Origin of the sequence: Agromyces soli (assembly GCF_022811605.1) — a bacterium.
GTDB classification, from domain to species: Bacteria; Actinomycetota; Actinomycetes; order Actinomycetales; family Microbacteriaceae; genus Agromyces; species Agromyces soli.
In genome coordinates this window covers 1011216-1030287 of sequence record NZ_CP094533.1, presented here as the reverse complement: position 1 = coordinate 1030287, position 19072 = coordinate 1011216, and the positions used below count along the sequence as shown (strand labels likewise).

Here is a 19072-nt window from a genome sequence, read left to right as displayed (position 1 = left end):
GCGCGGCGCGGGAACGCCCGCGGAGCGACCCGCCCGGCGCCGTGCCACCGCTCCAGCGCCACTTGCGTCTCGTTGCGCCAGTACAGGTGGCGCGACGAGGCCGAAGTGGCGCGCGCGCATCAGGGCGCCGGCACCGGCACCGGCACCGGCACCGGCACCGGCACCGGCTACGCTGACTCCGTGGAAGCCGCGCGTCATCCGAGGGACCCCATCCTCGACGACGTCGACCGGGAGATCATCGATCAGCTCCGAGTCGACGGACGCCGCTCCTTCGCCGAGATCGGGCGTCGGATCGGCTTCTCCGAGCCGACCATCCGCCAGCGCTACAACCGGCTCGTCTCGCTCGGCGTGATCTACGTCGCCGGAATGTACGACGAGACCAAGATCGGCGGCATCGCCGCGCACGTCGGCATCCGCGTCGCGGAGGTGCCCGTCGCGCGGGTCGCCGAGCAGCTCGCCGACCACCCCCAGATCAAGTACGTGGCGTGCACGCTCGGCTACTACGACATCATCCTCGACGTGGTCGCGCCCGACGCCCAGGCCCTCGGCAAGATCGTGCTGCAGGACCTGCGGCGCATCCGCGGCATCTCCGACCTCGAGACGCTCACGGTGCTCGAGGTGCGCAAGGACACGTACCTCTGGCAGGGCTTCCGCGAGCCCTCGCCGCTCGCCCAGCTCGGCGACTGAGCGGGCGCGACCGAGCGGGCGCGACCGAGCGCCGCGGCACTCAACCGTCGGGGTCGCTGATGCTCTGCCCGGCGGTGCCGCGCAGGCCGCCCCAGCTGTAGTCCTTCGCGAGCGAGGTGACGATGATCGGCTGGATGGCGGCGACGCCCGGGTGCCGCCGGATCTCGTCGAGCAGGTCGATGAGCTGCGGCTGGTCGCGGCAGGTCGCCTCGAGGTAGAGGTCGTGCGATCCGGCGACGAGGGCGACGTGGTTGATCTGGCTGATGCCGACGAGCCCGTCGGCGACGGCGAGCGGCGTGAGGTTGCGCACCCGCAGCAGCAGCCGCACGACCTGGTGGCCGAGCAGCAGCGCGTTGCAGAGGGCGACGATCATGATGACGTCGTCCTCCTCGAGCTTCGCCAGCCGCGTGCGCACCGTCGATTGCGAGACGCCGAGGTCGTCGGCGAGCGCCGCGAACGTGCGCCGCCCATCGCGGGCGAGCAACTCGATCAGCTTGCGGTCGAGGTCGTCGATCATGCGGCACCGGCCTCCCTCCCACGAGGGTATCGCGGGGCGGGAGGCCGGCCGGATCGGCTCAGACGCGGGACAGCGTCGCGTGCTCGAGCGCGCGCACGGCGCGCACGAGCTCCGCGTTGTCGGCGGGCGTCGTGCCGTCGGCGAGCAGCACGCCGTCCTCGAAGCCGATGCGGGTCTCGCAGCCGTCGGCGATCGCGGCCTCGACCACCGGCCAGACGGTCTCGTCGTAGCCGTGGTAGAGGATCGGCGCTGTGACACCGGCCTCCCGCAGCACCGCGGCGATCTCGCGGCACTGGGCCACGGCGGCCTCGGCGTCCTCGGTCTCCGGCTCGATCAGCACCCGCACGTTCCGGTGCAGGGTCGGCGAGGCGAGCAGCGCCGGCACGTCGTCCATCGACCACACCGCCGACTCGAGCACCATGCCGCGCTCGAGCACGAGCACAGCGGCCTCGGCGGCGCCCTCCTCGCAGAAGGCGACCGAGGCGAAGTCGGGCAGGGCGTCCGCCGGCCAGGCGGCGAGGTGGGCCATCCGCTCGGCGTGCGAGGCGACCGTCCAGAGCCCCGTCGTCGTGCCGATCACGACCGCGGGGTCGGCCGCGCGCATCGCGCGCACCCACGCCCCGATCGCGTCGGGACGGATCGTCTGCTCGCCGTCCTCGTCGATGACGTGGGCGTGCACCACGTCGGCGCCCGCCGCGATCGCGGCGACGCTGGCCGCGACGATCTCCTCGGTGGAGCGGGGGACCGCCGGGTGCTCGGTGACCGGGCGGCCGCCGTTGATGGCGGCTTTGAGCAGCATGGGATGCCTTTCCTAGGTGTTTCTCGGCATGGCGGAGCACGGCCGACGGAGCCGAAGGCCGCCGACCGCGAGTGGAGTGCCGCGCGCTACTGGGGCGTCGTGCGCGCCAGGAGCTCGGCGACGGTGTCGCTGGCGCCGGTGAGCGACCCGAGCGGCTCGCCCCGGCGGAGCTCGGCGATGAGATCGGGCTCCTCGGCGTCGTCCTCGAGCGCGAGGTCGACGAGGCGCTCGAGCACCTCGACGGGCACGACGAGCACACCGTTCGCATCGGCGAGCACGACGTCGCCGGGGTGCACGACTGCGCCGCCGCAGGTGACGGGGACGTTCACGCCGCCCGCGTCGATGCCGTGCAGCTTCGTGGTGAGCATGCTCGTGCCGCGGGCGTGCACGGTGAGCCCCAGCTCGGCGATCTCGTCGACGTCGGTGACGACGCCGTCGACGACCGCGCCGGCAGCGCCGCGGGCGACGAGCTGGGCGGCGACGACCTCGCCGAGGGGCGCGTGGCGGCGGTCGCCGCCGGTGTCGAGCACGAGCACCTGGCCCGCGCCGATGAGGCCCGCGGCGTGGTGCAGCGCGGTCGAGTCGCTCGCGGTGGTGCGCACGGTGAAGGCGGTGCCGATGACCCGGCCGCCGGCTGCGACGATGCGGCGCACCTCGGGGTCGACGAAGCCCTCTTCGAGGTAGTGGCCGAGGGTGGGGAAGCTCAGCCGTTCGAGCTTTTCGCGGAGCGGCTGCGACAGGGGTGCGGGGGCGGTCCCGGTGTGGAAGAACATGGTCCTCTTTCTGGGTGGGTTCAGGCGAGGCGGCTCAGGCGAGGGTGTACGCGAGCTCGATGCGGCGGTTGTCGAGTGCGGGCAGCATGGCGCGCGCCCGCTCCGAACGTTCGAGGTCGAGCTCGGCGACGACGAGGCCCTCGTCGTGGGCGTTGAGCCCGGCGACGACGACGCCGAGCGGGTCGATAACCCGGCTCAGGCCCGCCGAGTCGGGGCCGACGGTCGCCGACGCGAGCAACCAGCTGACGTTCTCGATCGCGCGGGCCTGGGTGAGCACCGACCAGTGCTCCTCCTTGCCCTTCCCGGAGACCCAGGCCGCCGAGAGCGCGATGACGTCGACGCCGCGGTCGGCGAGGCTGCGGAACAGCTCGGGGAAGCGCACGTCGTAGCAGTTGGCGAGCCCGATGCGCACGCCGTCGATCTCGATCACGGGCGGCAGCTCGGCGCCGCGGGTGACGTACGCCGACTCCTGGTAGGCGAAGGCGTCGTAGGTGTGCAGCTTGTGATACCTCGCGAGCTCCGCGCCGGAGGCATCCACCGCGATCATCGTGTTGAAGGGCCGACCGCCGGGGTTCGGCTCGTAGCCGGCCGCGATGACGGCGATGCCGTGCTCGCGGGCGAGCTCGGCGACGAGCGCCTCGAAGCGGGGCCAGACGGCCGGGAGGATCTCGTCGAAGCGGGGCTTCAGCTCGTCCTCGGCGAGGAGCATCGCCTCCTCGGGGAAGACGACGAGGCGGGCGCCGCGCTCGGCGGCCTCGGCCGTGAAGCGGCGGATGGTGGCGAAGTTCTCCTCGGCGTCGATGCCGGGGGAGGTCTGGGCGACGGCGACTCGCATCGCGCGGCTCCTCTCGTGTGAACGGTCGATGGGTGGGACGGTGGGGCGTTCGTCAGCGCACGACGATGCGGGCGTCCTGCGGCCGCCAGCTGAGGCTGAGCCGGTCGCCGGCGGCGAGGCCGGGCAGGTCGCGCTCCTTGACGAGGCTCGAGACGGATGCCCGCAGCAGGTGCTCCCCGACGCGGAGATGCAGGTGCCACTCCTCGCCGAGGAAGGTGAGCGTCTCCGCGACGCCGACGACGCCGTCGCCCGCGCCCGCGCGGCGCACCTCGATGCGCTCGGGGCGGAGCAGCAGCGTGCCCGCCCGCGGCGTCGGCACGGTCTCGCCGAGCACCCCGCGCAGCGCGCCGACGCCCGGCACCTCGACCGCGACCTCCTCGCCCTCGGCGCCGGCGGGCGCCTGAACGTCGAGCAGGTTGCAGCTACCGATGAAGCCGGCGACGAAGCGGGTCTCGGGGCGGTTGTAGATGTCCTCCGGCCCGGCGACCTGCTGCACGACGCCCTCCGACATGACCGCGATGCGGTCCGACATCGTGAGCGCCTCCTCCTGGTCGTGCGTCACGTAGATGAACGTGATGCCGACCTCGCGCTGCATGCGCTTCAGCTCGTACTGCATCTCCTTGCGGAGCTGCTGGTCGAGCGCGCCGAGCGGTTCGTCGAGGAGCACGACCTTCGGTCCCGACACCACGGCGCGGGCGAGCGCGACGCGCTGCCGCTGCCCGCCGGAGAGCTGGTCGGGCTTGCGGTCGCCGAGGTGCCCGAGCTTCACGAGCTCGAGCGCCTCGGTGGTGCGGCGGTTCGCCTCTGCTTTGGCGACCCGCCGCACCCGGAGCTCGAACGCGACGTTCTCGAACACGGTGAGGTGGGGGAAGAGCGCGTAGCTCTGGAACAGCATGTTGAGATCGCGGTTCCGCGTCGGCACGTCGGTGACGTCGACGCCGCCGAGCCGCACGCGGCCCGAGCTCGGCGTCTCGAAGCCGGTGATCATCCGCATCAGCGTCGTCTTGCCGCATCCGGACGGTCCGAGGATGGAGAAGAACTCGTTCTCCCGGATCTCGAGGTCGAGCGGGTGCACCGCGAGGTGCCCGGCGAACTCCTTCGAGAGCCCCTGGATCTCGACGGCCGGGGTCGTCGTCGGCGCGGTGGTGTCGGCCGCGGCTGAGGTGGTCTGCGTCGTCATGATCTCGATCTGCTGTTCGTGGCGGACGGGGGTCGTCAGGCCTGGGTCAGGAGGCCTTCACGCGGGTCCAGCCGTCCTGGTAGAAGCGCATGGCCTTGCCCGGGTCGACGATGAAGTCCGCGTTCGCGACCTGCTCGTCCGAGGCGTAGACCGCCGCGTTGCTGAGCAGGCCCTGGTCGGTGACGTGCTCCTGCGCTGCGGCGTTCGCGCTCGCGAGGCCGCCGTCGTTCGTCGCCATCGCGGCGATCTCGGGACGGAGCAGGAAGTTGATGAACTCGTAGGCCGCGTCCTGGTGCGGGGCGCCCTTCGCGATCGAGAGGCCGTCGACCCAGAGGCTGCCGCCCTCCTCGGGGAGCACGTAGTGCACATCGGGGTTCTGCTCGACGATCTTCGCCGTGCTGGTGCCGCCCCAGGCCTCCGAGATGCAGACGTCGCCGCTCGCGACGAGCTCGCCGTAGTTCGTGGAGTTGTAGCCGGAGAGCAGCGGCTTCTGCTCGATGAGGGACTCGGTCGCCTTCGCGATCTCGGCCTCGTCGGTGCTGTCGGCGCCGTAGCCGTTCACCTGCAGGCCGGCGATGTACGCGGCGAGCATGTTGTCGAGCATGTTGATCTTGCCCTTCCACTTCGGGTCGAAGAGGGAGGTCCAGCTCGTGATCTCCTCACCACCGGTGCAGGTGGCGTTGTAGAGCAGGCCGGTCGTGCCCCACACCCACGGCACGGAGTACTGCAGGCCGGGGTCGTAGCTCGGGTCGGCGAACTTCGGGGCGAGGTTGTCGATGCCCTCGATCTTCGACTTGTCGAGCGGCTCGAGGAGCTCCTGGCCGACGAGCTGCTGCACGGCGTACTGGCTCGGCTCGACGATGTCGTAGCCGGAGTTGCCGGCGGCGAGCTTCGAGATCATCGTCTCGTTGCTGTCGAAATTGTCGACGTTGACGGCGATGCCCGTCTCCTCCGTGAAGGCGTCGAACACGGTCTGGGGGATCTCGTCGGCCCAGGCGTAGACGTTGAGCTCGGTCGAGGGGCCGGCGTCGCCGCCGGTTCCGCTGCAGGAGGAGAGCGCCAGGGCGGCGACGACGCCGACGCTGGCGACGATCAGCTTCTTCATGACGTGGGTCCTTTCGATGGGGGATGGTGATGCGGGACTGCGCGGTGCTGGTGGTGCGTGCTGCGGTGGTGCTGGTGGTGCGGTTCGTGGCCGACGGGTGCCGGTCAGGTGCGGGACTCGACGAGGATGCGCCGCATCTGGCTGACGCCGACGAGGAGCACGATGACGAGGGTGAGCAGGATGAGCAGCGCGCCGAGGGCGTTGATGCTCGGCGTGAGGCCGGTCTTCAGGCTGGAGTAGATCTTCAGCGGCAGCGTCGTGGAGCCCACGCCGCTCAAGAAGGTCGACATCACGATGTTGCTGAACGAGGTGGTGAAGCTCAGCAGCCAGGCGGCGACCACGGCGGGCCGCAGGAGCGGGAAGTAGACGCGGGTGAAGGTCTGCCACGGCGTGCAGCCGAGGTCGGTGGCCGCCTCGGGCAGGCTCGGGTCGAGCATCGCGGCCGAACTCATCAGCACGAGCGTGGCGAGCGGCAGCGAGACGATGAGGTGGCCGAGCACGAGGGTCAGGATGCCGAGCGGCATCTTCGTCGTGCTGAAGACGCTGAGCAGCGCGACGCCCAGCACGATCTCCGGCACGATCAGCGGCAGGGCGATGAGCGCCATCAGCGCTCCGCGGCCGCGACCGCGGTACCTCGCGAGCCCGAGCGCGAACATGATGCCGATGATCGTCGCGACCGTCGCCGTGATGACCGCCACGAGGGCGCTCGTGCGCAGCGTCTGCATCAGCGAGGCGTCCTGGAACAGCTCGACGTACCACTGCAGGGTGAGCCCGTCGAAGCGGGTGTTCGTGCCCGCGGCGTTGAAGGAGTAGACGATCACGGCGACGATCGGGATGTAGAGGAAGACGAAGACGCCGCGGGCGATGCCGTTCACGATCCGGTCCATGCTCAGGCCTCCGTCTTCTTCGTCGTGGTGCGCTTCGTCGAGGAGCGCTTCAGCGCGAGTCCGACGAGCGCCATCGAAGCGAGCATCAGCACGAGCAGCACCATCGACACGGCCGCGCCCATGGGCTGGTTCCGGAACTCGGTGTAGAGGGTCACGATGAGGTTGCCGACGAGGGGGTCCTTGCCGCCGCCGAGCAGAACCGGGATGACGAAGACGCCCATCGTCGGGATGAAGGTCAGCAGCGCGGCGCCGAGGATGCCGGGGCTCGACAGCGGCAGGATGACCCGGCGGTGCACGCCCCACCAGCTCGCGCCGAGGTCGGTGGCGGCCTCCTTCAGCGAGGGGTCGATCGAGCGCATCGACGCGTAGATCGGGAAGATCGCCGTCGGCAGGAACGAGTAGAGCAGGCCGAGGACGACCGCGAGGTTGCTCGGGATCACGGAGAAGCCCGCGATGCCGAAGATGCCCAGGATGCCGGCGATGGGGCCGCCGGAGCCGAGGATCGTGATCCACGCGAAGGTGCGCACGAGGAAGTCGGTCCAGAAGGGGATGATGACGAGCAGCAGCAGGAAGCCCTGCCGGTTCGTCGGCCGCGACACGATGTAGTACGAGGTCAGGTAGCCGATGACGAGGCAGACGACGGTGTTCAGCAGGCCGAGGCCGAGCGAGAAGAGCAGCGTCTTGGAGTAGACCGGGTCGAGCAGCTTGGCGTAGTTCTCGAGCGTGAGGCCGTCGGTGATGCCGCCGTAGTCGTCGGCGACGGCGAAGCTGTTGCGCGCCACGATGAACAGCGGCAGGACGCCGAGGAGCACCACCGAGGCGATCCCGGGGATGAGCAGCAGAAGCGAGCCGCGCTTCGGCTTCTCCTGACGACCCAGATGGATCGCCCGTGTGGTCGCGGTCACGTTGCTCCTTCGCAGCTCGCCGGTGATGGGGTGTTCACCATCATGAGCCGCCGAGCTGTGCCTGCGCTCGGCCCGGCGGCGCGGAATCCGTGGAAGTCGGCGGCAATCCTGACGGAGTCCGCGATGGGCCGTCCGGCCGCCGACGAGAACGGGCCGGCCACCGCAGCGCGGGGGCCGGCCCGATCGGACGCGGGTCGTCTAGTTCGCGGGGCCCGTGGGCTCGCCGTCGCCCGGCGCGGAATCGCCGGCGGGGGCGTCACCCGCGGCGGTGGCGTCACCCGCACCGGGGGCGGGAGCCGCGGGGCCTGCGCCGTGGCCGGTGGACTGCGCGAGTTCGGCCTGCTCGAACGCATCGGGCTTCAGCGCCATCTGCAGGAGCGCGAGCACCATCAGCACGACGATGAAGACGCCGCCGGTGCCGATCAGGGTCAGCATCCAGTCGCGCGTGGCGATGAGCACGACGACGCCGACGAAGATCGCGGCGATCGCGGCGCCGCCGACGTACTCGGCCGGGCGCAGCATCTCGCGGCGGCTCGGCTGGTACGGCTCGCGGGGCGACTGGCCCGGGTTCTCGTGGGTCACGACTGCTCCGTTCCGGGGGTGGCGGCGCCGGCCGCCGGGGTCTCGCCACGGCCGGGGGCGCCGGCCCACTTCTGCGACAGGCCGCCGATCACGAGGTACACGCCGAGGATCGCGAGGTAGGCCCCGAAGAAGCCGACGGCGGTCACCGAATCGGGCGGCAGCAGCACGAACAGCACCGCGAGCACCGCGGTGAAGACGCCAGCCGCGAGGCGGTCGCGCGCACCGGCATCCCGACCACGACCGCGCAGGCCCAGGTAGAGCTCGAGGAATCCGGTGATCGCCGCCCAGGCGCTCACGAGGGTGAGGAAGAAGGGCAGGCCGCCGGGGACGGTCAGCGCGAGCAGGCCCGCGACGGCCGTGACGATCGCCGCGACGAGCGTGATCGCCCGGGTGGTGCGGTCGGCCACGAACCGCAGGCTCAGGGCGCCGACGACCACGCCGACGGCGACGGCCCAGATGCCGAAGACGAGCAGGCCGAGCGCGGGGGAGTGGTCCTGCGAGAAGGTGATGGCCGCCGTGGCGGCGAGGGCGAGCGCACCGCGGACGACGGGCACCGCCCAGTCCTGGGCGCGCGCGGATGCGGCGGTCACGGCGACCTCTTTCGCTGTCGATGGGTGCCCCGTCGCTGCCGGGGTACCCATCTATCCTACGCGCCGTCGAACTGGGGATTCGGCGTACGCGGCGGGGCCGCGTGCGGCATAACCTTCACTCAGGCGAGACGCGAGTGAAGGATATGCCGGGTCAGCTCGGTGAAGCGTTCGCCAGTCACTCGGTGAGGAGCCAGATCAGGGCGATCGAGAACAGCACGAGATTGATGAGGATCAGCGCGAAGCGATACCCGCGTGGACCCCTGGTGCTGATGCCGAAGATCTGCGCGCCGATGTTGGCGAGTGCGAGCGCCAGTACGAGCAGCATCCACAGCGGCGAGAGAACGACGGCGAGGATGAAGGCGACGACGGTGCCACCGAGGACCGCGAGCGTAAGTAGGCCTGCGAGCCGAGCGGGCGACTGATCCGGACGCGCTTCTGCCATGAGGTTTCTCCTTGTCGAGCCGTTCGGGCTGGGCAGGTGACGACCAGCCCCTCGGTTCGGTGGCCTTTCCTCGGTTGTTTCCTCCACACTCGGTTTCGTTACCGGACTGAGGAGCCCGCGTACGACGATGCCCCGGTCCATCCGGCCCGGGGCATCGCACGACGCGCGGCTACAGCGCCCGGAGGATGTCCTCGACGCGTTGCTTGGCGTCGCCGAACAGCATCTGCGCGTTGTCCCGTGTGAACAGCGGGTTCGCGACGCCCGCGTAGCCGGCCGACATCGAGCGCTTGAAGACGACCACGTTGCTCGCCTCCCAGACGCGCAGCACCGGCATCCCCGCGATCGGGCTGCCCGGGTCCTGCGCCGCTGCCGGGTTCACGGTGTCGTTCGCGCCGATCACGAGCACGACGTCGGTCGCGGCGAGGTCGTCGTTGATCTCGTCCATCTCCTCGACGATGTCGTACGGCACCTTCGCCTCCGCGAGCAGCACGTTCATGTGCCCGGGCAGGCGGCCGGCGACCGGGTGGATGCCGAAGCGCACCTTCACCCCGCGCTCGCGGAGCCGGCTGGTGAGCTCAGCCACCGGGTACTGCGCCTGCGCCACCGCCATGCCGTAGCCGGGGGTGATGACGACGCTCGAGGCATCCCGCAGCAGTGCCGCCGCCCCCTCCGCGTCGAGCTCGCGCACCTCGCCCTCGACCTCGCCGCTCGAGCTCGGCGCCGCGATGCCGAAGCCGCCCGCGATGACCGAGATGAACGAGCGGTTCATCGCCTTGCACATGATGTACGAGAGGTAGGCGCCCGAGGAGCCGACGAGCGCACCGGTGATGATGAGCAGGTCGTTGTTCAGCAGGAAGCCCGCCGCGGCCGCCGCCCAGCCCGAGTAGCTGTTCAGCATCGAGATGACCACGGGCATGTCGCCGCCGCCGATCGAGGCGACGAGGTGCCAGCCGAGCAGCAGCGCCAGCACCGTCACGACGACGAGCAGCCAGAGCTCGGGCGTGATGACGTACCAGACGGTGAGCCCCACGAAGGCGACGAGCGCCCCGAGGTTCAGCGCGTTCTTGCCCGGCAGCATGAGCGGGGCCGACTTCATCCGCGCCGAGAGCTTCAGGAACGCGACGATCGAACCGGTGAAGGTGACGGCGCCGATGAAGACGCCGATGAACACCTCGGCGTGGTGGATGTCGAGCAGGGCCCCGGACATCGCGGACTCCTCGAGCGCGCCGTTCCAGCCGACGAGCACGGCGGCGAGGCCGACGAAGCTGTGCAGCAGGGCGATGAGCTCGGGCATGCCGGTCATCGCGACGACGCGGGCCCGCCAGAGGCCGATGGCTCCGCCGACGAGCACGGCGACGACGAGCAGGATGAGCCCCGTCGTGACGGAGGCCGTGCCCCAGGCGCCGGCGAGCGTCGCCCACACGGTCGCGACGAGCGCGATGACCATGCCGGCGATGCCGTAGCCGACACCGGCTCGGGCGGTTTCATGCTTGCTGAGGCCCGCGAGGCTGAGGATGAACAGCAGCGCGGCCACGAGATACGCGGCGCCGGCCACGGAGCCGGCGACGGTGAGGGTCGAGAGCTCGGTCATGTCAGGCACCGGCCTTTCCGTCGGTGCCCGCGCGGTCGGCCTTGGCGGCGGCGCCCGCAGGCGGCGCGCCGACCGAGAACATGGCGAGCATGCGGCGGGTCACCGCGAAGCCGCCGAAGACGTTGATGCTCGCGAGCAGCACCGCGACGGCGGCGAGGATCTGCACGACGAGCACGTCGCTCGTGATCTGCACCATGGCGCCGACGATGATGATGCCCGAGATCGCGTTCGTCACGCTCATCAGCGGGGTGTGCAGCGCGTGCGCCACCTTGCCGATGACGTAGAAGCCGACGACGACCGCGAGCATGAGCACCGTGAAGTGCTGGGGGAGCGGCGGCGGTGCGACGGCATTCACGAGGAACAGCGCGGCGACGCCGATCGCGACGAGGAGCGCCTTCTTCGCGGCGGACATCGGGGCCTTCGGCGCGGCGGGTTCGGCCGGCGCCACGACGGGCGCAGCGGCGGCCGGAGCCGCCGAGACCTGCACGGGCGGCGGCGGCCAGGTGACCTCACCGCCGCGGGCGACGGTGACGGCGCGCTGCACGACGTCGTCGAAGTCGAGCACGAGCTCGCCGTCCTTGCCGGGGGTGAGCAGCTTCAGCAGGTTGACGATGTTCGTGCCGTAGAGCTGCGAGGCCTGGGTGGGCAGGCGCGAGGCGAGGTCGGTGTAGCCGAGGATGACGACGCCGTTCGGCGTGACGATCCGCTCGCCGGCGACCGAGCCCTCGACGTTGCCGCCCATCCCGGCGGCCATGTCGACGATGACGCTGCCGGAGCGCATGCTCGCGACGTCGGCCGCGGTGATGAGCTTCGGCGCGGGGCGGCCCGGGATGAGCGCCGTCGTGATCACGATGTCGACGTCGGCGGCCTGCTCGGAGTAGATCTCGGCGGCGCGGCGGTCGTACGCCTCGCTCGTCGCCTTGGCGTAGCCGTCGGTGGACTGCTCGACCTCGACCTCGACCTTCAGGTACTCGCCGCCGATGGACTTCACCTGGTCGGCGACCTCGGGCCGCGGGTCGGTGGCGCGCACGATGGCGCCGAGGCTGGATGCCGCGCCGATCGCCGCGAGCCCGGCGACGCCGGCGCCTGCGACGAGCACCTTGGCGGGCGGCACCTTGCCTGCGGCGGTGACCTGACCGGTGAAGAAGCGGCCGAACTCGTGCGCCGCCTCGACGACGGCGCGGTAGCCGGCGATGTTCGCCATCGAGCTCAGCACGTCCATCGACTGCGCCCGCGAGATGCGCGGCACCGCGTCCATCGCGATCGCCGTGACGCCCGCGGCGGCGAGCCGCTCGAGCAGTTCGGCGCTGAAGGCCGGGGCGAGCAGGCCGATGACCGTGGTGCCCGGGCGCAGCGCGGCGACCTCGGCGTCCGTGGGTGCGTTGACCTTGAGCACGATCTCGCTCGCGAGGGCCTCGGCGCCCGCGACGATCGTCGCCCCGGCGTCGCGGTAGGCCTCGTCGAGGAACGCGGATGCCTCACCGGCCCCCGCTTCGACGGCCACCTCGTAGCCCAGTGCGATCAACTGCTTCACGGTCGCCGGTGTCGCGGCGACCCTCGTCTCCGGCGGCTGCTCGGTGACGACCCCGATTCGGGTCATGCGGTTCTCCTCTGCCTTCGTCTTCGTCGACGCGTCCGTGCGCGGTCGGACTGCGGGCTGCAGCGCTCGTCGCGGTCCCGACCGATCGGACGGGGCGGCGGCACTGCAGCAGAGCTGGCACCACTCTAGAGGACGCTTCTTCCTCAGTGTGAAAGTTACATTTCACATTGCGGAAGCAGGAGGGTCATCGTGGTGACTGCGGCCAGCGTATGGGGTGCCGAGCTGAGGATGCCGCGATTCTTCGCGCGTCGAAGATGAAGGATTCCCGGTTCTTTCCCGGGGCGGAACTTCAGCGGGCGGTGCGCACGGCGCCGTCCGCACTCCGGTCACGGCGTTCTAGTATCGGACGAGAACGCGCGGCGGACGCCGCCGGGAGAGGCGGTCCAGGTGGCCAAGGATGCCCCGGCGAGCGCCGCCGGATCGCAGACGCTGAGCCGAGGCATCCGCGTGCTCGAGGTGCTGGCGGACGCCGAGCGTCCGCTGACCATCGACGAGGTCGCCGCCGCGCTCGGCGTGCACCGCTCGGTCGCGTATCGACTGCTGCGCACGCTCGAGGACCACGGGCTCGTCACCCGCGACGCGGCCGGGCGGCTGCTGCTCGGCGCCGGCCTCGCGGCCCTCGCCGCCGGGGTGCAGCGCGATCTGCAGCAGCTCGCGCTGCCCGAACTCGCCGACGTGGCCGAGGATCTCGGCATGACCTGCTTGCTCGCGGTGCTGCTCGACGGCGACGAGGCGGTCACGCTCGTCAGCGCCTCGCCGAGGCGCACGGCGGCGGTGTCGTACCGGCCGGGGCATCGGCATCCGATCACCCGCGGCGGGCCAGGCAAGGCGATCCTGCTCGGCCTGCCCGAGCGCAGCTGGCCGGCCGACGTGCCCGAGGAGCTGCGCGCCGAGGTCATCGAGAGCCGCCAGCGCGGGTACACGGTGAGCCACGACGAGGTCGTGCCCTCGCTGCGCTCGGTCGCTGTTCCGCTCGGCCTGCCCGGCCAGCCGCCGGCGTCGATCGCGGTCATCCACGTCTCGTTCCCGCGGCCGGAGGCCGAGCTCGCCGAGCGGCTGCAGGAGGCGGTCGCCCGGCTGCAGCGCGCCTCCGGGGTGTGAGGCGCCTGGTTCCCTGAGCCCGTCGAGGGGCACCCGTCCTGGTCCCCTCGACACGCTCAGGGAGCTACCGCTGCGGCCGCAGCGCGCCGTCGAAGAAGGCCGCGAGCTCGGCGGTCGCGGTGAGCGGCAGCACGTGCGCGACGTACTGGTCGGGGCGCACGACGACGACCGCGCCGTCGCGCGAGATGCCGCGCTCCTCGAAGATGTCCGTCTTGCACCAGGCGCTCGGGGCGGCGGCGAAGACCTTCTCCCAGTCCATCAGGCCGAGCGGCCCCGTCTTCGGGCGGAACACCTCCGGCACCGCCATGATGTCGACGCCCTCGTGCGGCTGCTGGTAGATCGCCTTCACATCGAACACGGCGTCGACGTCGGCGCCCTCGGGCGTGAACCGCGTGAGCGGGGACTCGGCCGAGCCCGACAGCCACTCGGCCCACGACGCGAGCGCGGATGCCTCGCCGGCGGCGGGCGCGTCGGCGAAGGCGTAGATGCGCCAGCGGCCGTCGGCCTTGGCGTGGTGGCCGAGGTGCACGACGTTGCCGTCGCAGACCATCGACACCTCGGACGACTTGAAGCGCTTGCCGATCGGGAACCCGGTCGCGAGTTCCTGGTGGGTCGCCTCGCCGACGATCGCGGAGGGGCCGTACTCGGTCATGAAGCCCGAGGGGAACTCCGCCGTGCCGAGGTAGTAGTTCGCGAGCTCCTGCGGGTCGGAGATCTCCTCCGGCTTGCGCGCCATGAGCGAGGACCACTCGCGGTCGAAGTCGATGAGCTGCTGGGCGACGGGCTGGCGCTCGGCCGAGTACGTCGCGAGCAGCTCGGTCGGGGCGAGGCCGGCGACGACGGAGCCGAGCTTCCAGCCGAGGTTGAAGCCGTCCTGCATCGAGACGTTCATGCCCTGGCCAGCCTTCGCGCTGTGCGTGTGGCAGGCGTCGCCGGTGAGGAACACGCGCGGCGAGGCATCCGCCCCCTCCCCGCGGTCGTCGAAGTGGTCGGTGACCCGGTGGCCGACCTCGTAGACGCTGAACCAGGCGACCTCGCGCACGTCGATCGAGTACGGCTGCAGGATGTCGTTCGCCTTGGCGATGATCGTCTCGATCGGCGTCTTGCGCACCTCGTGGTTGTCATCGGCCGAGACCTCGCCGAGGTCGATGTACATGCGGCAGAGGTAGCCGCCCTCGCGCGGGATGTGCAGGATGTTGCCGGCGGCGGAGTTGATCGCGCACTTCGTGCGCCAGTCGGGGAAGTCGGTGTTGACGACGACGTCCATGACGCCCCAGGCGTGGGCCGAGATGCCGCCGAGGTGCTTGCGCCCGATCGCCTCGCGCACGCCGCTGCGGGCGCCGTCGCAGCCGGCGACGTACTTGGCGCGCACCGTGCGCTCCTCGCCGGCGCGCTCGCCCGCGGTGTAGCGCACACGCACCTCGACGGGGTGGTCACCGGCCTCGGGCGAGCCGTCGGGGTGCACGGTGAGGCCGAGGAACTCGATGCCGTAGTCGGGCTTCATGCGGCCGGGGCCGTTCGCGGCGGCCTCGGCGAAGTAGTCGAGCACGCGCGCCTGGTTCACGATGAGGTGCGGGAACTCGCTGATCTTGTAGCCGTAGTCCTCGGTGCGCGAGGTGCGGGTGATCTGCCCGGGGTGCTCGGGGTCGGGGCCCCAGAAGTTCATGTAGCCGATGTTGTAGGCCTCGGCGATGATCCGCTCGGCGAAGCCGAAGGCCTGGAAGGTCTCGACGCTGCGGGGCTGGATGCCGTCGGCTTGGCCGAGCACGAGGCGGCCGTCGCGGCGCTCGATCATGCGCGTGACGACGCCGGGGTACTGGGAGAGCTGCGCGGAGAGCAGCATGCCGGCCGGGCCGGATCCCACGATGAGCACGTCCATCTCCTCGGGCAGCTCGTCGGGCCGGTCGAGGCCGACGCCGGCCGCGGGCTGGACGCGCGGGTCGCCCGAGACGTATCCGTTGTGGTGGAACTGCACGGGGGCTCCTCACCTCGTCGTGATGGGGCGCCGCTGCGGCGTCCCGCCCGAGGGCGGCTCGCGTCTCGCCATCCGCTCTCGTTCGATAATCGAACGTGCCATTCGGTTATCGCGCAGTGATCATACGCCCGCCGCGCGCGCGGGACAACCGCGGGCGCGGCGAGGATGAGCCGTCACGGCGGGAAGAAGGGCCGGCGAGACCTACTTGATGCTGCCCTGCGTGAGGCCGCCGACGAGCCAGCGCTGCAAGAACAGCGCCAGCAAATACACCGGGATCATGCCCGTCAGCGACGCCGCCGCCATCTGCCCGAACATGACCTCGCGACCGCCCTGCATGAGGGCGATGCCCACCGGCAGCGTCTGCGACGCCGTGCTCTGCGTGAGCATCAGCGGGATGAGGAAGTCGTTGTAGACGAGGATGAACGCGATGATCGCGACCGCGACCACCCCGGGCGCGACGAGCGGCAGCACGATGCGCACGAGGGTGCGCACCGGCCCGCAGCCGTCGATCTGGGCCGCCTCGTCGATCTCCTCGGGGATGCCCCGGAAGAAGCCGTCGAGCAGCCAGACCGCCACCGGGGTCACCATCAGGCCCTCGATGAGGCCGAGGCCGATCACGTTGTCCATCAGCCCGGCAGTGCGCACGAGCATGAACAGCGGGATGACGGCGACGATCGGCGGCGCCACATACGCCGAGACGATGAGCGCCATCGAGCGCGATCCCCCGGTGCGCAGCCGCGCCATCGCGAAGTTCGCGGGGATCGCCACGGCGAGCGCGACGACCGCAGCGATGGCGGCGGCGATGAGCGAGTTGCGCAGGTAGACGAGCACGGGGGCCTGCTCGAACGCCGAGGCCCAGTTCTCCCACGCGATGCGCGACGGCAGGATGCGGGTGGAGAGGATGTCGTCGGGGCTCTTGAACGACATCGTCACGAGGTACAGGATCGGCAGCAGCGTGAACCCGATCGCGATGGCGATCACCGCCCACTTCAGCACGACGATGCCGCGGGGCGCTCGTCCGATGCGACTCGCCGAGCTGGCCCGGCGGGCACGCGGCGGCTGCCCGTCCGGCACCGTCATCGCACGAGTGGTCGCGGCGTCGGCGGACCCTGCGGGACCGCGCTCGATGGTGGTCGACATGGTCACTCACCGGCCTTCTGGAGTCGGGTGCGGTACGAGGAGAGCGGCACGATCACGATGGTGACGAGCACGAGGAACACGATCGTCTGCGCGGCCGCCGCTCCGACGTCGAACTGCTGCAGCGCCGTGCGGTAGATGTTGAAGCTGCTCACGGTGGTGTCGAGGCCGGGCCCGCCGCCGGTCATGATGAACACGAGGTCGAAGACCTTGAACGACACGATGAGCTTCAGCATCAGCACCGTGACGAGGGTCGGCAGTACGAGCGGGAAGGTCACGTGGCGGAAGGTGCGCCACACCCCCGCGCCGTCCACCTGCGCCGCCTCGAAGACCTCGCCGGGCAGCGTCTGCAGGGCGGCGAAGAGCAGCAGCACGCAGAACGGCACCCACTGCCAGACGTCGACCACGACGATGGAGACCATCGCGGCGGGCGAGCTGCCGAGGAAGAGGATCGGGTCGGCACCTGGCGAGACGAGCTGCAGCACGTTGTTGAAGAGCCCGCCGGTCGGGGCGAACATGAGCTTCCAGATCACGCCGGCCATGACCGGCGGCGTCATCAGCGGCAGCAGGAAGACGACCCGCACGACCTTGCCGGACCGCACCGCCACGTCGAGCGAGAGCGCGATGACGAAGCCGATCACGAGGGCGAGCAGCGCGGAGGGGATCGCGAAGACGAGCGAACGGCCGAGCGAGGGCACCGTCACCCCGTCGCTCAGCACCTTGGCGAAATTGTCGAAGCCCACCCACTCGGCGAACGGCCGACCTAGCGACGACTCGCTGAACGACACCACGACCGTGTAGATCAGCGGGTAGATCGCGACGATCGCGATCGCGAGGAACGCGGGGGCGAGGAACGCCCAGCCGATGCGCCGGCCGCGCGGCTTCCGCAGCGCCGCCGTCTCCGGGGCCACCGTTGCCATGGGGGACTTCCTTGTCTCGAGCGACCCGGGCTGGCCCGGGCGGATGGGTCGGGGCCGGCCGACCGGAACACGGAGTCCCGGCCGGCCGGGCCGGTCAGAGCTTCTGCCAGGCGTCCCAGGTCTGGGCCATGGCCTGCTCGGCGGTCAGGTTGCCCTGCAGCATGAGCGCGAGGTTGTCGTTCAGCGCCGAGATCATCTCGGGCGCCGCGGGCGACGTCGGCCACGACTGCGCCTCGGGCAGCACCTGCGCCGACACCTCGGCGACCTGCGGCGCGAACTCGCGGTACTTCTCGCTCTCGAGCGTCGAGGTGCGGATCGGGTCGACGCCGCTGCCCGTCGTCGTGATGAGCTGCTCGTTCATCGCCTTCGAGGAGGAGAAGCGCACGAAGTCCTTCGCGAGCTCCTCGTCGGAGGCGTTCGGGCTCACGCCCATCGCCCAGCCCGCGTTCAGCGCGCCCGAGACGTGCCCCTCGGGGCCGATCGGCAGCGGCGCGACGCCCCAGCCGTCGACGATCTTCGACTGCCCCGGGTCCTGGGCGAAGACGCCGAGGTCGGTCCAGAACTCGATCATGCCGACGTTGCCGGCGAGGAACTGCGGCAGCGCCTGCTCGAAGCCGATCTCGAGCGGGCTCGGCAGGGCGTAGGGCGAGGCATCCAGCATCGCCTGCGCCGCCGCGACCGCGGCGTCCGTCGTGAGATCGGGCATCGCCGGGTCGATCGGGTCGGGCGACATCGTCGCGAGCCGGTTGAAGAAGGTCGAGCCGATGTTGAAGGCGCTCTTCGAGCCGAGCAGCGCGGCGCCGTAGACGCCGTTCGCCTTCTCGGCCTCGGTGATCGTCTTCGCGGCGGCGACGTACTCGTCCCAGGTGGTGGGCACGGCGACGCCGTTCCGCTCGAGGATGTCGGTGTTGTAGAAGAGCACGTGCGTGTCGCCGTCGATCGGCAGCCCGTACGTCTTGCCTTCGAACTGCGTGTACGGCCCGAAGATGCTCTGGATGAAGTCGGGCTCGTCGATCTCCTCGTCCGAGGACGCCCAGTCGGTGAGGTCGGCGAGGGCCCCTGACTCGGCGAGGGCGCCGACCGAGGTGTACCAGTACTGGATCGCGTCGTAGTGGTTCGTGCCCGACTGCGCGTCGAGGATCGCCTTGGTCTGGATCTGGTCGTAGGGCACGACCTCGATCTCGACCTTTACGCCGGTCTCCTCCTCGTACTGCTCGGCGAGGATCTTGCCCGCGCCCTCCTGGGGCTGCGCGATCAGGACGTTGAGGGTGCGGTCGCCGTCGCCGGCGTCGCCGCCGTCGGCCGCGCAGCCGACGAGCGTGCCGGCCACGGCGAGCGCGGTCGCGATCGCCGCCGTGCGGATGGCCCGTGCGGGACGGGTCGAGAAGCTCCGTTGCTTGCTCATTGCTGGGATTCCTTTCGTGGTTCTCTCGGGGGAGGTGCAGC

19 protein-coding genes are annotated in these 19072 nt (G+C 70.9%); 2 read left to right on the top strand and 17 right to left on the bottom strand.

Going from position 1 to position 19072, the window contains the following annotated elements; all coding sequences use genetic code 11:
* The first annotated feature begins 105 nt into the window (after positions 1–105).
* Positions 106–687 carry an Lrp/AsnC family transcriptional regulator gene (locus MTP13_RS04885; protein ID WP_243569972.1) on the top strand — a complete coding sequence of 194 codons (582 nt, stop codon included), beginning with the start codon at positions 106–108 and terminating at the stop codon, positions 685–687.
* A gap of 40 nt (positions 688–727) precedes the next feature.
* Here the strand turns inward: MTP13_RS04885 and MTP13_RS04880 are convergent, their stop codons facing one another.
* From MTP13_RS04880 to MTP13_RS04820, 13 genes are all read right to left on the bottom strand, one after another.
* A complete protein-coding gene (locus MTP13_RS04880; RefSeq protein ID WP_189084011.1) occupies positions 728–1204 on the bottom strand; it encodes an Lrp/AsnC family transcriptional regulator in 477 nt (158 codons plus the stop codon).
* 58 nt (positions 1205–1262) lie between these two features.
* Positions 1263–2003, bottom strand: coding sequence for a 3-keto-5-aminohexanoate cleavage protein (locus tag MTP13_RS04875; RefSeq protein ID WP_243569971.1), 741 nt, complete (start codon positions 2001–2003; stop codon positions 1263–1265).
* 86 nt (positions 2004–2089) lie between these two features.
* Positions 2090–2776: an RraA family protein gene (locus MTP13_RS04870; protein ID WP_243569970.1), complete on the bottom strand. Its 687-nt coding sequence runs from the start codon at positions 2774–2776 to the stop codon at positions 2090–2092.
* 34 nt (positions 2777–2810) lie between these two features.
* Entirely contained in the window at positions 2811–3611 is an 801-nt protein-coding gene (locus MTP13_RS04865; protein ID WP_189084008.1) for a carbon-nitrogen hydrolase family protein, read from the bottom strand.
* 52 nt (positions 3612–3663) lie between these two features.
* Complete coding sequence (locus MTP13_RS04860; protein ID WP_243569969.1) at positions 3664–4791, bottom strand: ABC transporter ATP-binding protein; 1128 nt, start codon at positions 4789–4791, stop codon at positions 3664–3666.
* A 46-nt stretch (positions 4792–4837) separates the two neighbouring features.
* Positions 4838–5896: an ABC transporter substrate-binding protein gene (locus MTP13_RS04855; protein ID WP_243569968.1), complete on the bottom strand. Its 1059-nt coding sequence runs from the start codon at positions 5894–5896 to the stop codon at positions 4838–4840.
* 104 nt (positions 5897–6000) lie between these two features.
* On the bottom strand, positions 6001–6783 hold the full coding sequence (locus MTP13_RS04850) for an ABC transporter permease (protein WP_243569967.1): 783 nt from the start codon (positions 6781–6783) through the stop codon (positions 6001–6003).
* A 2-nt stretch (positions 6784–6785) separates the two neighbouring features.
* Positions 6786–7688 carry an ABC transporter permease gene (locus tag MTP13_RS04845; protein ID WP_243569966.1) on the bottom strand — a complete coding sequence of 301 codons (903 nt, stop codon included), beginning with the start codon at positions 7686–7688 and terminating at the stop codon, positions 6786–6788.
* A 198-nt stretch (positions 7689–7886) separates the two neighbouring features.
* Positions 7887–8270, bottom strand: a complete 384-nt coding sequence (locus tag MTP13_RS04840) for a hypothetical protein (protein ID WP_243569965.1) — start codon at positions 8268–8270, stop codon at positions 7887–7889.
* A complete protein-coding gene (locus MTP13_RS04835; protein ID WP_243569964.1) occupies positions 8267–8860 on the bottom strand; it encodes a hypothetical protein in 594 nt (197 codons plus the stop codon). Before MTP13_RS04835 ends, MTP13_RS04840 begins: the two co-directional genes overlap by 4 nt.
* Before the next feature lie 175 nt (positions 8861–9035).
* Positions 9036–9302, bottom strand: a complete 267-nt coding sequence (locus MTP13_RS04830) for a hypothetical protein (protein ID WP_243569963.1) — start codon at positions 9300–9302, stop codon at positions 9036–9038.
* Between the two features lie 169 nt (positions 9303–9471).
* The gene (gene pntB, locus MTP13_RS04825) at positions 9472–10893 is read right to left on the bottom strand and encodes a Re/Si-specific NAD(P)(+) transhydrogenase subunit beta (RefSeq protein ID WP_243570921.1); all 1422 of its coding nucleotides are present in this window, start codon (positions 10891–10893) and stop codon (positions 9472–9474) included.
* Position 10894: 1 nt separating this feature from the next.
* Positions 10895–12493 carry a Re/Si-specific NAD(P)(+) transhydrogenase subunit alpha gene (locus MTP13_RS04820; RefSeq protein WP_243569962.1) on the bottom strand — a complete coding sequence of 533 codons (1599 nt, stop codon included), beginning with the start codon at positions 12491–12493 and terminating at the stop codon, positions 10895–10897.
* A gap of 387 nt (positions 12494–12880) precedes the next feature.
* On the opposite strand from MTP13_RS04820, the gene MTP13_RS04815 reads away from it, so the two are divergent.
* A complete protein-coding gene (locus tag MTP13_RS04815) occupies positions 12881–13594 on the top strand; it encodes an IclR family transcriptional regulator (protein WP_243569961.1) in 714 nt (237 codons plus the stop codon).
* Between the two features lie 64 nt (positions 13595–13658).
* On the opposite strand, the gene MTP13_RS04810 is transcribed toward MTP13_RS04815, so the two are convergent.
* The 4 genes from MTP13_RS04810 to MTP13_RS04795 form a co-directional block, all read right to left on the bottom strand.
* Positions 13659–15569, bottom strand: a complete 1911-nt coding sequence (locus MTP13_RS04810) for an FAD-binding monooxygenase (RefSeq protein ID WP_243569960.1) — start codon at positions 15567–15569, stop codon at positions 13659–13661.
* Between the two features lie 201 nt (positions 15570–15770).
* Complete coding sequence (locus MTP13_RS04805; protein WP_243569959.1) at positions 15771–16709, bottom strand: carbohydrate ABC transporter permease; 939 nt, start codon at positions 16707–16709, stop codon at positions 15771–15773.
* Between the two features lie 2 nt (positions 16710–16711).
* Positions 16712–17626 (bottom strand): carbohydrate ABC transporter permease, encoded by a 915-nt coding sequence (locus tag MTP13_RS04800; protein WP_243569958.1) that lies wholly within the window; start codon positions 17624–17626, stop codon positions 16712–16714.
* 94 nt (positions 17627–17720) lie between these two features.
* Positions 17721–19031, bottom strand: coding sequence for an ABC transporter substrate-binding protein (locus MTP13_RS04795; RefSeq protein ID WP_243569957.1), 1311 nt, complete (start codon positions 19029–19031; stop codon positions 17721–17723).
* Positions 19032–19072 lie beyond the last annotated feature (41 nt).

Excerpts from the sequence above, each read along its gene's own strand:
- MTP13_RS04880 (WP_189084011.1), bottom strand. The coding sequence starts at position 1,204 with ATGATCGACGACCTCGACCGCAAGCTGATCGAGTTGCTCGCCCGCGAT.
- MTP13_RS04875 (WP_243569971.1), bottom strand. The coding sequence starts at position 2,003 with ATGCTGCTCAAAGCCGCCATCAACGGCGGCCGCCCGGTCACCGAGCAC.
- MTP13_RS04870 (WP_243569970.1), bottom strand. The coding sequence starts at position 2,776 with ATGTTCTTCCACACCGGGACCGCCCCCGCACCCCTGTCGCAGCCGCTC.
- MTP13_RS04865 (WP_189084008.1), bottom strand. The coding sequence starts at position 3,611 with ATGCGAGTCGCCGTCGCCCAGACCTCCCCCGGCATCGACGCCGAGGAG.
- MTP13_RS04860 (WP_243569969.1), bottom strand. The coding sequence starts at position 4,791 with ATGACGACGCAGACCACCTCAGCCGCGGCCGACACCACCGCGCCGACG.
- MTP13_RS04855 (WP_243569968.1), bottom strand. The coding sequence starts at position 5,896 with ATGAAGAAGCTGATCGTCGCCAGCGTCGGCGTCGTCGCCGCCCTGGCG.
- MTP13_RS04850 (WP_243569967.1), bottom strand. The coding sequence starts at position 6,783 with ATGGACCGGATCGTGAACGGCATCGCCCGCGGCGTCTTCGTCTTCCTC.
- MTP13_RS04830 (WP_243569963.1), bottom strand. The coding sequence starts at position 9,302 with ATGGCAGAAGCGCGTCCGGATCAGTCGCCCGCTCGGCTCGCAGGCCTA.
- pntB (WP_243570921.1), bottom strand. The coding sequence starts at position 10,893 with ATGACCGAGCTCTCGACCCTCACCGTCGCCGGCTCCGTGGCCGGCGCC.
- MTP13_RS04820 (WP_243569962.1), bottom strand. The coding sequence starts at position 12,493 with ATGACCCGAATCGGGGTCGTCACCGAGCAGCCGCCGGAGACGAGGGTC.
- MTP13_RS04805 (WP_243569959.1), bottom strand. The coding sequence starts at position 16,709 with ATGTCGACCACCATCGAGCGCGGTCCCGCAGGGTCCGCCGACGCCGCG.
- MTP13_RS04800 (WP_243569958.1), bottom strand. The coding sequence starts at position 17,626 with ATGGCAACGGTGGCCCCGGAGACGGCGGCGCTGCGGAAGCCGCGCGGC.
- MTP13_RS04795 (WP_243569957.1), bottom strand. The coding sequence starts at position 19,031 with ATGAGCAAGCAACGGAGCTTCTCGACCCGTCCCGCACGGGCCATCCGC.